Origin of the sequence: Winogradskyella algicola, from assembly GCF_005869935.1 — a bacterium.
In the GTDB taxonomy this organism is placed as follows: Bacteria; Bacteroidota; Bacteroidia; order Flavobacteriales; family Flavobacteriaceae; genus Winogradskyella; species Winogradskyella algicola.
This window is the reverse complement of the sequence record NZ_SZQF01000002.1, coordinates 235,056-248,714: the sequence shown is the minus strand read 5'-3', so window position 1 is coordinate 248,714 and position 13,659 is coordinate 235,056. Positions and strand designations below refer to the sequence as shown.

15 protein-coding genes are annotated in these 13,659 nt (G+C 34.1%); 7 read left to right on the top strand and 8 right to left on the bottom strand.

Annotation, left to right across the window (positions count from 1 at the left end; translation table 11 throughout):
• Nucleotides 1–134 precede the first annotated feature (134 nt).
• From FC091_RS05670 to FC091_RS05655, 4 genes are all read left to right on the top strand, one after another.
• On the top strand, nt 135–626 hold the full coding sequence (locus tag FC091_RS05670; RefSeq protein ID WP_138433305.1) for a 3-hydroxyanthranilate 3,4-dioxygenase: 492 nt from the start codon (nt 135–137) through the stop codon (nt 624–626).
• Between the two features lie 65 nt (nt 627–691).
• Complete coding sequence (locus FC091_RS05665; RefSeq protein ID WP_138433304.1) at nt 692–1,777, top strand: amidohydrolase family protein; 1,086 nt, start codon at nt 692–694, stop codon at nt 1,775–1,777.
• A 56-nt stretch (nt 1,778–1,833) separates the two neighbouring features.
• The gene (locus FC091_RS05660; RefSeq protein ID WP_138433303.1) at nt 1,834–2,061 is read left to right on the top strand and encodes a hypothetical protein; all 228 of its coding nucleotides are present in this window, start codon (nt 1,834–1,836) and stop codon (nt 2,059–2,061) included.
• A 23-nt stretch (nt 2,062–2,084) separates the two neighbouring features.
• A complete protein-coding gene (locus tag FC091_RS05655; RefSeq protein WP_138433302.1) occupies nt 2,085–2,726 on the top strand; it encodes an O-methyltransferase in 642 nt (213 codons plus the stop codon).
• Between the two features lie 51 nt (nt 2,727–2,777).
• On the opposite strand, the gene FC091_RS05650 is transcribed toward FC091_RS05655, so the two are convergent.
• From FC091_RS05650 to FC091_RS05625, 6 genes are all read right to left on the bottom strand, one after another.
• Entirely contained in the window at nt 2,778–4,283 is a 1,506-nt protein-coding gene (locus tag FC091_RS05650; protein WP_138433301.1) for a S8 family peptidase, read from the bottom strand.
• Between the two features lie 115 nt (nt 4,284–4,398).
• Nucleotides 4,399–4,689, bottom strand: coding sequence for a Sec-independent protein translocase subunit TatA/TatB (locus FC091_RS05645; protein WP_138433300.1), 291 nt, complete (start codon nt 4,687–4,689; stop codon nt 4,399–4,401).
• Between the two features lie 78 nt (nt 4,690–4,767).
• The gene (locus FC091_RS05640) at nt 4,768–7,068 is read right to left on the bottom strand and encodes a M1 family metallopeptidase (RefSeq protein ID WP_138433299.1); all 2,301 of its coding nucleotides are present in this window, start codon (nt 7,066–7,068) and stop codon (nt 4,768–4,770) included.
• A 64-nt stretch (nt 7,069–7,132) separates the two neighbouring features.
• Nucleotides 7,133–7,639, bottom strand: a complete 507-nt coding sequence (locus tag FC091_RS05635; RefSeq protein WP_138433298.1) for a DUF6702 family protein — start codon at nt 7,637–7,639, stop codon at nt 7,133–7,135.
• A 48-nt stretch (nt 7,640–7,687) separates the two neighbouring features.
• On the bottom strand, nt 7,688–8,485 hold the full coding sequence (locus tag FC091_RS05630) for a carboxypeptidase-like regulatory domain-containing protein (RefSeq protein ID WP_171032470.1): 798 nt from the start codon (nt 8,483–8,485) through the stop codon (nt 7,688–7,690).
• Nucleotides 8,472–9,287: a hypothetical protein gene (locus tag FC091_RS05625; protein WP_138433296.1), complete on the bottom strand. Its 816-nt coding sequence runs from the start codon at nt 9,285–9,287 to the stop codon at nt 8,472–8,474. The genes FC091_RS05630 and FC091_RS05625 overlap by 14 nt, the downstream gene beginning before the upstream one ends.
• Before the next feature lie 127 nt (nt 9,288–9,414).
• On the opposite strand from FC091_RS05625, the gene pepE reads away from it, so the two are divergent.
• Entirely contained in the window at nt 9,415–10,122 is a 708-nt protein-coding gene (pepE, locus tag FC091_RS05620; RefSeq protein ID WP_138433295.1) for a dipeptidase PepE, read from the top strand.
• A 2-nt stretch (nt 10,123–10,124) separates the two neighbouring features.
• Here the strand turns inward: pepE and FC091_RS05615 are convergent, their stop codons facing one another.
• Nucleotides 10,125–10,550: a GNAT family N-acetyltransferase gene (locus FC091_RS05615; protein WP_138433294.1), complete on the bottom strand. Its 426-nt coding sequence runs from the start codon at nt 10,548–10,550 to the stop codon at nt 10,125–10,127.
• A gap of 111 nt (nt 10,551–10,661) precedes the next feature.
• On the opposite strand from FC091_RS05615, the gene FC091_RS05610 reads away from it, so the two are divergent.
• The gene (locus FC091_RS05610; protein WP_138433293.1) at nt 10,662–11,429 is read left to right on the top strand and encodes a M48 family metalloprotease; all 768 of its coding nucleotides are present in this window, start codon (nt 10,662–10,664) and stop codon (nt 11,427–11,429) included.
• 43 nt (nt 11,430–11,472) lie between these two features.
• On the opposite strand, the gene FC091_RS05605 is transcribed toward FC091_RS05610, so the two are convergent.
• Nucleotides 11,473–11,871 carry an ankyrin repeat domain-containing protein gene (locus FC091_RS05605; protein ID WP_138433292.1) on the bottom strand — a complete coding sequence of 133 codons (399 nt, stop codon included), beginning with the start codon at nt 11,869–11,871 and terminating at the stop codon, nt 11,473–11,475.
• Nucleotides 11,872–12,133: 262 nt separating this feature from the next.
• Between FC091_RS05605 and gpmI the strand changes: the two genes are divergently transcribed.
• On the top strand, nt 12,134–13,648 hold the full coding sequence (gene gpmI / locus FC091_RS05600) for a 2,3-bisphosphoglycerate-independent phosphoglycerate mutase (protein WP_138433291.1): 1,515 nt from the start codon (nt 12,134–12,136) through the stop codon (nt 13,646–13,648).
• Nucleotides 13,649–13,659: the final 11 nt, after the last annotated feature.

Below are 13,659 nucleotides of genomic sequence, written 5' to 3'. Positions count from 1 at the left end.
GGAATAGATTGAGCAAAAAATACCATATCTTTATACCAATAATTATTTTATAACAAAACTCTATTCCCGGATGAGTTTTTCCCAGCTTGTACTGAGCGTAATCGAAGTAGGGAAATTAAAAAGGGGCTTTTATTATGAGCAAATTATTTCCACCAATTAACTTTAAAGCATGGATTGAAGAAAACCGTCACTTATTAAAGCCACCTGTGGGAAACAAAGTGGTTTGGAAAGATGCCGATGTTATTGTTATGGTTGTTGGTGGACCAAACGACAGACAAGATTATCACTATAATGAAACACCTGAATTTTTCTATCAAATTGAAGGTGATATGGTTTTAAAAGTGATTGAAGATGGTGAGTCAAAGGATATCCACATAAGAGAAGGTGAGATTTTTGTGTTACCACCAAAAGTACCGCATTCACCTCAACGTAGCGCAAATACAGTTGGTTTGGTTATCGAATATCCAAGACCAGAAGGTGTTATGGATAAATTACAGTGGTACTCTGATGAGGACACAAGTTTGATTTATGAAGAAGAATTTATGCTTGACAATATAGAAACAGATATGCCTGCTATTTTTGACCGTTATAAAAATATGGTTAAAAAAGGAGCATTTAAGAAATAAGCCAAAGAGTATCTAACCAACATACAATAATTGCCGAAACTAAAGTTTGGTAACACCTAAAACAAATGAGTAAACGTAAACTAAGAATTAACGGTCATTCTCACCTTCTTCCTTATCCTGAAGAAATTCCTGAATTTATGAAAGATAAAGGGATTTTTTGGGTCGATAAGGACCGTAAATTCATGCTTCAAAAAGATTGGAACAGACCAATTACAGATTCTAGTTTTTTCTTAAATGAAAAGTTAGCATGGATGGAGCATTTTAAAATTGACCATGCTGTTGTTTTGAATTTATCTCAACTCTATGGCAACGGTTTGCGTTTAGAGGAAATGAAGCAAGCCTTGCGTTTTCAGAATGATTTTAATGCACGCATACAACACGATCACCCAAGTAAATTTACAACGGGTTTTGTGGTGCATCCTGGTTTTGTAAGAGGCGCTTGTTGGGAAATAGAGCGTTGTGTTGAGGTTTTAGGCATGCGTTTGTTGTGTTTGCCAACACATTATATGGATACTATTGGGACATGGCGTTGTATTTTTGATGAAGAAAACGAACCTATTTTTGAGCTTGCCGATAAATATAATTTAGCGGTTGAAATTCACCCATACGATGGTGAAAAATTCATTAAACTAGAAAACACATCATGGCGTTTTCATTTAATTTGGATGTTGGCACAATGTGCAGATGCTTATCATTTTTTAACCTTAAATGGTTATTATGAAAAGTATCCTAATATGCGAATTTGTTTTGCTCATGGTGGACAATTAGCACAGATTAATCTTGGTCGTCGTATTCAAGGGTTTGATGGTAGACCAGATTTGTTTGAAGGTAAAAAGCATCCTCGTAAAGCTGTTGGTCATAAAAATATTTTCTTTGATACTTTAGTGCACGACACAGGTTCTTTAGAATTACTGATAAAAAATCAAGGTTCAAAACAAGTTATAATGGGATTAGATGATCCTTATCCACTAGGTGAAATGGAAAGTGCTAAACAATCGTCGTATCCTGGTAAAATTTTAGATTTGGCCATAGAACGGAAAATCATAAACGAGTCTGAACGCGATGCCATTTGGGAAGATAATATTGTACAGTGGTTGTGTGGTGATGATGAACAGGCAAAAAAAGATCTTATAGCCAGAATTACTTCTTAGACATACAATTTTCAAATTTTTGTCTATATTTAAATTCTAATCATCAACTATATATTATGAGAAAAACCGGAGGTTACATGATCTTTTTTGGTCTTTTTGCAATTGTTTTAAACTTTTTTGATAGAGTTCCAAGTATTTTAATGTGGATATATGAATGGGGAGAAGGTGTGGCTTGGGCCATAAAAATAGGCTTAGTGGTTGTAGGTGCTGCATTATTCTTTTTAGGTAAACCTGAGGCAGAAGAGGTAGAACTTGAACTTCCGGAAGAACCAAAGGCAGAATAACTATCCAACTTTAAATCTTTGACATGTATTTTTTGCCAGAAGCTTTAGACAATTACGTTGTTTCACATTCTGAGCAAGAGCCTGAGTTGTTACAACAATTAACTCGAGAAACATACCAAAAAATTTTACAACCAATCATGCTCAGCGGTCCTTACCAAGGTAGAGTGCTGAGTATGATTTCTAAGTTGGTAAATCCTAAATCTATTTTAGAATTAGGAACATTTACAGGCTATGCCACTTTATGCTTAGCCGAAGGATTGCAAAGTGATGGTGTTATTCATACCATTGATATAAATGAAGAACTTCATGATTTTCAACGAAAGTATTTTGATAAATCTGATTATGGCCATCAGATTATTCAGCATACAGGAAGCGCAATAGATATTATACCTACTCTAGATATTTCATTTGATTTGGTGTTTATTGATGCTGATAAACCTAATTACAGCAACTATTTTCATTTGATAATTGACAAACTAAGTACAGGAGGTATTATACTTTCTGATAACGTCTTATGGCACGGAAAAGTAGTTGAAACTGTAAACGATAAAGATGTGTCTACAAAAGCTGTTTTGGATTATAATACGCTTTTAAAAGAAGACGATCGGATTGAAACAGTAATGTTCCCAATACGAGACGGACTAACTATCAGTAGGAAGAAATAAAAAAATAGCTTTGCATTAATTTGCAAAGCTATTTTCAGTTTTGATTGGTTATTATTGTACAGCTTGCAGAGCATCTATATTTCCATAGCCGAAACTACTACTTTTACTAGGGTAGAGATCTGCAGATTGTTTTAATCTGTTTAATACTTGAGTTCTAGACCAGCTAGGATACTTTGACCAAATTAAGGCTGCGATACCTGCTGTTGTTGCCGTAGCAACTGATGAGCCACCTGTATACCTTCTTTGTCCTGTGTTAAATCCTAAAACTGGTGGAGCTTTGCTGGTGTTGTTGTCACCTTCCATAATGATTGTAAAATCTATTTTGCTTCCACTGTGACAGGTGTCACATCGTTCATAGCTCGAGCCATCATTTACACCTGTAACCGCAACAGTTTCGCTCATAGTTGCTGGGAAAATGACTCCAAAACCATTGGTGAAACTCGTTGAGGTTCCGCCGGCAGCAAAGATTAATTTTCCTTTACTGTAAGCATATTTCACTGCATCTTTGATGTTTCCTATTGACCAAACGTAACCAATAGACATAGAGATGATTTTTACATCACTTCTATTTCCTAATTGAGTTAGAGCAGCAGAAACACCTTTACGTTCATGATAATCGTTTAATAACACATCTTCTGTTGCTCTGTAAGCTACAAGGTTAGCATTGTAAGCCACACCAACAGGCATTCCATCATTGTTTCTGGGTGCAGCCATTGCAGATCCCATTGCAGTACCATGTCCGCATTTGTCATGTGGTCCATCATAATTGCTACTCCACCACCACCAAGAGTCAATAAATGTTCCGTATTTCTGAACAAATCTACCCGTAGAAGCACCATCATTAAATCCTGGTGAGTTTAATAAATATTGTGAAGCAGAAACTCCAGTATCTATAAGACCTATTGTTACACCAGACCCAGTACTATGATTCCATGCCTGAGGAATATTGTGCTCGCTAAAATGCCAAGACACTTGCGCATTATTTGGGCTCGTTGTTGTGTAGTGTGCAGAATTAATACTGTCGGGATTTTTGTCACATCCTGAGCTTGAACGAAAAGCTTGTTCAGCACCATAATGATTATAGCCATTTGGCTCTAAATAGCGAACATAGTCACTTTTTCTTAACTCAATTATGGTCTCAATTTTTGTAACTTCTATATCTATTACGGTAATGATTTCATGTTCTACCAACTTTAAATCTTTCTTTTCAACAGCTTCATTATCTAGTACTATTTCTATTAGTGCATTTTTCTTAGAAGCTAAGACAGGATCTTCTGTTTCGCTGAAGCTTTGACCAGGATTTCCATATCCAATGCTAAGTACATTTTGTCCATGAACAACAGCACTCCATAAAAAATGTTCATCAACGGCATTCCAGTCAAAGTCACCTGTGTTTTCTATGGTCTCGGAAATTCTCGAATTAATTTGTTCAATGGTGAGTGGATTTTCAGGAAATTGAACTGTTTCTGGTTGGGTTTCAACATTCGTATCATCTTTAGAACATGATACTAACACTATTACAGCTAGTAGTAATAGTTTGAAAAAACTTTTTTTCATTTAATATGATTTAGATGGTTAGTAACTTCTAAATATATTAAATTATTCTATAAAAAGCATATTATATATTAAGGATATGATAAAAAATTAATATAAAAATAATGAATATTTCATCTTACATATTTCGCTTTACTGAGCCTGTAAAGTTTTCGAGATCGTCTTTGACTTTATTAATCTCTTGCTGAATCTCTTTCGCAGCGTCTGTATCTACAACATTACTCTCTTTGGCGCTTTTTGTAACTTCGTGTTTTATGTCATTAGTGGCATCCCTCAAGGTTCGCATACCTTTACCTAATCCTCTTGCAATTTCTGGTAGCTTATCTGCACCAAAAACCAGTACTACTATAAATAGTATAAAGACAATTTCGGTTCCACCGATAAATAATAATTTTGCTAATTGTATCACAGTGCAAATATAGAGTGACTTTATGTAATAAAAAAAGCCGACTCGTTAAAGTCGGCTTTAATTTTAAATAAATTTTTCTTAATCTTTTATTTTGTTCTTAAACTTATCGAAATCACTTTCTTTAGTTTCTCTTGGCCAAGAGTTGTTAGAAGTGTCGATATCTGCAGTTTCTAAGTCTGGATCTACAGTTATAGCAACAATTTCTTTGTCTGTTGCAATTGCTCTGCTAACTTCCTTGTCATTAAATCTCCAAATTTGTGCAGGATACGTGATTTTTTCTTTAGAACCATCAGTATATTCATACTCAACGATTAGAGGCATTACTAAACCGCCAGGTTTATCAAAAGTAACTTGATAGAAATATTTAGGCGATTTCTTCATGTTCTTTTGTTCTTCAGGTGTAAAATTATCCATTATGTATTCTTTTACAGTAGGAAGATCTTCCATGGATTTTCCGCTTTTTAAAGCTTCTTCATAACCTTCGTCACCTTCGCTAATAAAGTAAACAAGTGCATCAGGATCCATATTGTAACGTTCTGCTAATTGTCTTCCATTTTCGTTAGGATTATTAGTTACAGCAAATTTCTTTACCTCTTTAACTCCAATGTCTGTATAATCTGTGGTATAAAACCAACCTCTCCAGAACCAATCTAAGTCTACAGCAGATGCATCTTCCATTGTTCTGAAAAAATCTTCTGGAGTAGGATGCTTAAACATCCAACGTCTTGCATATTCCCTAAATGAATAATCAAATAACTCCCGTCCCATAACTGTTTCACGAAGAATGTTTAAACCAGTAGCTGGCTTACTGTATGCGTTACTACCAAATTGATAGGTGTTTAAACCTTTGGTCATAATTGGAGCAATATAGTCTTGATCACCTCCCATATATCTCACTATGTTTTTAGCAGGTCCTCTACGAGAAGGATATTTATCTTGTCCTGGCGATAGAGCTTTTGGATACCACTCACCAAAATCTTGTTCTGCTACATATTGAACAAAAGTGTTTAAGCCTTCATCCATCCATGTCCATTGACGCTCATCACTATTTACAATCATAGGGAAGAAGTTGTGCCCAACCTCATGTATAATAACACTTATCATTCCATACTTTGTTCTATCTGAATAGTTGCCATTTTCGTCTGGTCTTCCGTAATTCCAACAAATCATAGGGTATTCCATTCCTTGTCTTTGGGCATGAACAGAAATAGCTTTATGGTACGGATAATCAAAGGTCATACGAGAGTAAGACTTTAAGGTGCTTGCTACAGCTTTTGTAGACCATTGCTCCCAAAGCGGATTTCCTTCTTTAGAGTACATAGAGACAGCCATAACATCTTTGTCACCAATTTTTACGGCCATCATATCATATAAATATTTTCTAGACGTTGCAAAACCAAAATCCCTAACCATTTGGGCAGAAAGTTTCCATGTCTTTTTCTTTGTGCTTTTTGTCTTCTCGTTTTTACGAGCTTCGTCTTCGGTTACAATCATTACAGGTTCGTCGTAAGATTTTTTAGCCTGATTGTAACGCTTCATCATTTCTTTAGTAAAAACTTCTTCTCTGTTGGTTAAATAACCTGTTCCATCTAAGATATGATCTGCTGGTACTGTAATGTTAACATCAAAGTTACCGAATGGTAATGCAAACTCATCTCTTCCCCAAAACTGAGAGTTTTGCCAGCCTTCAACATCGTTGTACACTGCCATACGAGGATAAAATTGTGCAATAACATAAGATCTGTTATCATTTTCTTCAAAATACTCATAACCAGAGCGTCCACCATCTTTGACATGGTCGTTAATGTTGTACCACCATTTTATTTTGAAAGAAAATTTATCACCAGTCTTCATTGGTTTAGGTAATTCTACACGCATCATAGTGCGATTTATGCTATGAGGTAAATCTTTACCATTAACATCTTTAACGTGTTCGATATTAAAACCACCATCAAAACGTTCTTTTAAATATGTTCCTGTAGCTCTTGAAGCTGAAGTTGCAGGACCAATACCAGAACTACTAATTAAAGGTGTTTTAGAATCTTTTGCTCTCATGTTTTGGTCTAATTGGACCCAAAGATAAGTGAGCTCATCTGGGGAATTATTGGTATATGTAATAGTTTCGTCACCATACAATCTGGCATTGACATCATCTATTTCTATATCCATTTTATAGTCTGCTTGTTGTTGGTAGTAAGCAGGACCAGGTGCTCCAGAACCAGTTCTAAACATGTTTGGAGTTGCAAATTTGTCATATAATTGTTTGAATTTGTTTTGGTTAGTGTGGCCAGGTTTGCGCTCTGGCTTTATGTCTTCTTGTGCAAAAGCACCAGCGGAAACAAAAAGCAAAGCACCAAAGAAGTACTTGAAAATTTTCATTATAATTAGTGTTATTTAAAAATGATTTCGAAAATAGAGAAATTAAGGTGTTTTAACAGAATTTTTAGTTAAAGTTTAACATGCACTCATCATTCTCTGGTATGAGTAAGAAACTCTTGTTTCTATCATTTAACTTTAACCTTACGATGTTCTGTTGTTCTGGAAGAATATCAAAAAGTATACGGTTAACAACTCTAATTGATTTTATGTCTTTTATATTTTCAATTTCGAGGTAGCAGTAGGTAATGTCTTCTTTATACTCTTTACCTATGAAATTAAATTTATAAGCCTTTCCGTTAATTGAGATTTTAAGTTTATCTTCAAGATAACGCTTCATATATTCATCAACTAATTCTGGTTCATCGTCTTCAGCAAGTGTAATGGTTTCATCATAACGCTCACGGATTAGCCTTTCAAAATCATCAATAAAAACTTGACTGATTATCTGAACAGATTCTTGCTCTTTGGCATGCTCAATGTTGGTAACGCTAACATAGTATTCGTGTTTGGTGTTGCTAGAAGTTAATGTTAAGCCAACTGATAAAATAAAAATGAGGAATATTGATTTCATACGTTATGTCTAATAGTTCTTTTCTAAAAACCAAAAAGTGTTCCAAAGTTAATTATTATTTGCGCTATCTAAATTCTCTCTGTAAGCTATTAATTTTTGCTGTAAAAATTCCAAGAGTTTGATGTCATTATCTTCTTTGCACAAACTCAGAAAGTTTTCATCTTCTTGAGAAAATAAAAAATATTCATCTCTTAGGTTTTTGGCGAGTGAATCATTTTCAAAAATTATTGATTCGTAATCAACTCTAAGTCTATTAATACATCTGTCTCTGTCATCTAGGTCAACTATGTTTTTTAGTTTTTTTGTTCTTCCACTGATTTTATTGAGAAGCTTATGAAAGTTAACACCAAAGCCAAGACCTAGATGTCCCCAAGAACCACCATCTGCATCGTGAAGTTTTTTTTCGTTTTGAGTAAGAGGTAACTTAGTGTTGCCAGGTATACCAAGACCATAGAAATTAATCTCTGTTTTTGCATCTGAGTTTTCTAAATCAGATTCTAAGCTTCCTGTGAGTATTTTGCCAACTACAACTTTGTCTAATGCGCTAACTTTTTCATCTAATTTGATTTCTATTGTATTAGAGTTTATGTGCTCTTGCGTAATAATAATTTCTTTATTTTCATAAATCAGGCTCGATATGAATAAAGTGTCTGAAGCTTTAGCAAGGATGGTAAATTCACCTTTGTCGTTAGATATTGTAAACTTTGAAGCTGTTTTGTTCAGAATGTGGATGCCCTCAACATCGTCATTAGCAATTAGTTTGCCTTTGAGTTCTGTTCTTTGGGCTTGCAACAAAAAAACAGATACTAATGCTACAAGACTAAAAAGGTGTTTAGTCTTTTTCACTTTTATCTTTAAGGAAAGATTTACTTAATTGAGTAATACGCTCTAAAAATTGTATTTCTTTATCTTCGGCAAGCAACTCTTCATCAACACCCTCTTCTTCAATATAATCTATGAAAGCATCTACTTGGTTTAATGGAATATTAAAATTGGTGTGAATATAGTTAACACTGTATTTATCTAAAGCTTCTTTAAATGGTGTTTTTTCAATAGCTTTTTCGGCATTGGTTTTTTTATCTTTTTCAATGTCTGCAATTTGACTGACTAAAAAACCAGCAAGATTTACAATGTTAAGCATGTTACCTACACGAGGATTATTTTCATTAAAAGCCACATTTTCTGCTTTTGTTTTATAATCTGCAGAAAATTCAAAATCTTCAATATGATCTAGACCAAAATAAACATAATCTAAGCTTACATTATAAGTTCTGACATTTTCTAAATCTGCATTAATGTTCCCTGTTAATCCAAAAGGTAATAGCACGACTTCATCTAATTTGTTGACTTCTTCAACAAGAATAACAGTCATCGTTTTAGACTTAATTATGTCTTCTGTAATGGCAATTGTAAAGTCTTTGAATTGAAGCGCTCCAAACTCTACAATATCGTTAAGTGCAACGCTAATTGTAAAGTCACCATTTTCATCGGTTACTGTACCTTTATTAGAAGAAGCATTATAAACTGTGACACCTTGTTTGTCTTCAGAAGAGACTGAAATTCTGCCGTTTACAGAAACTCTTTCAACATTTTGGCCAAAGATTAAAAAGGTTGTAAAAAAGCTTATAATAAAAAGTATGTGTTTCATGTTGGTTTTATTGATTTATAAAGTTCGTGCTTATTCATCAATTTTCATAAAAAAGGCTTAATAAATCTTTGTTAAAGTGATAGATTTTGGTTTTAAAGTTTACAACTATAAACATTAAATTTGTGATATGAAATCAATTATTATAGCAAGTACGTCAACAGTTCATGGAAGTGGTCCTTTAGAATATCTTTTAGATGAATTAAAAGTTCATTTTAAGTCTGTCAATGAGATTTTATTTATTCCTTATGCAAGACCAGGTGGAATATCGCATGATGAATATACAGCCAAGGTTGCTGAGCCTTTTAAGAAAATTGGAAAAACTGTGAAAGGCATTCACACTTTTGAAGATCCTAAGAAAGCCATAAAAGAGGCTAAAGGCATTTTTACAGGCGGCGGAAATACTTTTGTTTTGGTAAATCAGCTCTACAAGAATGATGTGTTAACCTCTATAAAGGATGCTGTAAATAGTGGTACACCATATTTAGGTACAAGTGCGGGAAGTAATATTTGTGGCCTTACAATGAATACTACTAATGATATGCCAATAGTCTATCCTCCGAATTTTAAAACCTTAGGTTTGGTTCCCTTTAATATCAATCCTCATTATTTAGATCCAGATCCTAATAGTAAACATATGGGTGAAACCAGAGAAACCAGAATAAAGGAATTTCATGCTTTTAATACACAGCCTGTTATTGGTTTGCGAGAAGGAAGTTGGGTAGAAGTAAAAGGAAATAACTTAACGTTAAAAGGTAATTTAGATGCAAGGGTTTTTGAATACGGCAAGGAGCCTTATGAAATTCCTACAAATTCTGATTTAGGATTTTTAAAATAACCCTATATCTTTTTTAGAAAATGGTAGCCTAATATCTCAAAGCCTTCATTGTAATAAAATTTGTGCGAAGGATAATTTTGAACATAGGTGTTTAACTCTAAAGATTCAAAGCCTTTTTCTTTGCAATAGTCAGTAATCCAGGCCATAAACAATTTACCTAGCCCTTTGTTTCTATGCTTAGGTTTTATGTATACATGATCTATTTCCACAGATTTGCCAATGTAATGACGTGTACAGAACCATAGACCTGTAACACCAACAATGTCATTATTATTTAGGATGATAGCACACTCATAATTTTGATGCTTCATTTCGTTAAAGCGCCGCGTTAAAACAGATTTGCTGATCTTGCCTTGATTTAAATCAAAAACCAAAGGGACTATAGATTCTAACTCATTGTTTGGCAATATTTTAAAGTCGTAGTTCATTTATTTCTTTGTGTAAAATTAATGTTTTTCAAAGTTTAAAAATAGCAGAGATGACTTTCCAAGAAATTATGTGTCAAACTTTTGTAAATTTATCACACTAAGACCGTTTATATGAGAAGAGGTAATTTTAAAGTCAGAATATTTATTGCATTGGCTGTAGTAGCATTTGCGTTTATAAGAAATTGGAGTCAGAGAGAGACAAATCCTTACACAGGCAGAGTTCAGGCTATTTCATTATCACCAGATCAAGAAATTGCCATAGGCTTACAAAGTGCACCAGGTATGGCTAAACAACATGGTGGTTTGCATTCAAATAATCAATATCAGGCCTTAGTAGATAATGTTGGTAATAAGCTTGTAAATAGTAGTGTGGCAAAAAACACACCATATCAATACGAGTTTCACTTACTAGCAGATGAGAGAACTATAAATGCTTTTGCGTTGCCTGGAGGACAAATTTTTATTACTTATGCCTTATTTTCAAAGCTAGAAAATCAAGATCAATTGGCGGGTGTTTTAGGTCATGAGATAGGACATGTGTTAGGTAAACACTCTAACGAACGTATTACAGATTCAAAAAAATGGCAGACTATTGTCATGGGTGCTGGTGCAATAGATATGGGAAGTGTAGCGCAGCAAATTGGGCAAGGGGAACTCTTAAAAAACGGTAGAGACGACGAATTAGAAAGTGATGAGTTGGGCGTTAAATTTATGATTGATGCTGGTTATAATCCAGAAGAATTAATAGGTGTTATGGAGATACTGAAAGCTGCTGCTGGTCCTAATCGCGTTCCAGAGTTTCAGAGTACACATCCCGATCCTGAAAATCGTATCGAAAAAATTAAAGAAGCTATTAGAAAATACAAAAATGCGTCTTAAATAATAAGACGCATTTCCAATTAACTAACTCAAATAATTGTCTTTAATTAGACACTTTCTTTTTAAAACGTTTCAAAAACTGTGCCGCTTCTTTAGCATTAGTTTTTTTTGCATGACCTAGAGCGGTGTACCCTAAATCACATGTTTTGTGTACGTCTGCACCAGCAGTTACTAATATTTTTATTAATTCAACGCGATTGTATTTTGCAGCATAATGAATAGGGCTCATGCCATTTGATTTGGCATTAACGTCTGCTCCTTGGTCAATTAAGGTTTTTGTAAGTTCTACGTCTCCAGTGGCTACTGCCTTACATAGAGGGCTTACTTCTAATTTTTTTACAGTTACTTCGCTAGTTGCTGAAGTTAAAAGATTGTTTGATGCATTTAAATTTGTGATTGAAAAGCCCAATGCTAAGGCTAAAACTACTACTGTTTTTTTCATGATGAAAGATTTAAAATTAATTGATTTGTTTTTTGATTATACTAAAGAGACGACTTTATTTCCTTTATGTTACACTCCAAAATTTTAAATAACATACATTTAACGTTTTGAAAACAAATCTGTTAAGGCTTTCATAAAAACATGTATTTATATAACAATCAGTAGTATATAACTTTAAAATTAAATAACACTCAAAATTTTTTGAATACAGATTTATAGTCGTATACTATACCTTATATTTGAAGTTACTAAACAATACAGTATGAACAAGAAGGTAATTTTAATGATATTAGATGGTTGGGGAAAATCACCAGACCCTAAAGTCTCAGCTATCGACAATGCAGAAACACCGTTTATAGATTCGTTATATACTAAATATCCTAGTGCGAGCTTACGTACTGATGGTTTACATGTAGGTTTACCAGAAGGTCAAATGGGTAATAGCGAAGTTGGGCACATGAACCTTGGAGCTGGTAGAATTGTTTATCAGGATTTAGTAAAGATTAATCTAGCTATAGAAAATAAAACACTTCAAGAAGAGCAAGTCCTAAAAGATGCTTTTGATTACGCTAAAGTTAATGGAAAAGACGTGCATTTACTAGGCTTGGTAAGTGATGGTGGAGTACACTCTCATATTAATCACCTGTTTGGGCTTTTAGATGCTGCAAAAGAGAAGAATATAGATAATATTTATGTCCATGCTTTCACTGATGGAAGAGACGTAGATCCTAAATCTGGTTATGGTTTTATTTCAGAGTTAGAAGAACATTTAGCTAAGACAACAGGTAAGCTGGCTACTGTAATAGGTCGTTATTATGCAATGGATAGAGATAAACGTTGGGAACGTGTTAAACTAGCCTATGATGCTGTAGTGCATGGGCAAGGAACTCAAACAACGAACATATTAAAGTCTGTTCAACAAAGCTATGAAGAGGATGTTACTGATGAATTTATTAAACCTCTTGTAGTTAATGAAAATGATAAGCCTATAGCAACAATAAAAGACGGTGATGTTGTTATTTTCTTCAATTTTAGAACAGATCGAGGGCGACAACTAACCCAAGCACTATCTCAAGAAGATTTCCATGAGTACAATATGCACAAATTGAATTTGCACTATGTAACCATGACTAATTACGATGATAATTTTGAAGGTATAAACGTTGTGTTTAATAAAGATAATTTAACGGATACCTTAGGTGAAGTTTTAGAAAAACATGGCAAAAAACAAATAAGGATTGCTGAGACCGAAAAGTATCCTCATGTAACCTTCTTTTTCTCAGGTGGTAGAGAAGCGCCTTTTGAGGGTGAAACAAGAATTTTAAGAAATTCACCTAAAGTTGCAACATACGATCTAAAGCCAGAAATGAGTGCTTACGAATTGCGAGATGCATTAGTGCCAGAACTTAAAAAAGGTGAAACAGATTTTGTATGCCTTAATTTTGCTAATGGAGATATGGTTGGTCACACAGGTGTAATGGAAGCTGCAATTAAAGCCTGCGAAGCTGTAGATGATTGTGTAAAAGATGTTGTAACTACAGCCTTAGAAAGCAATTTCACAACTATTTTGATAGCAGATCATGGTAATTGTGAGACTATGGTAAATCCTGATGGTACTCCACATACAGCACATACCACTAATCCTGTGCCAATAATCTTAATTGATAAAGAGCTTAAGGAAATAAAAGACGGCATTCTAGGCGACATTGCACCAACTATTTTAAAGTTGATGGGTGTGGAACAACCAGAAGCTATGACACAACATAGTCTTGTATAAATGGTACATTG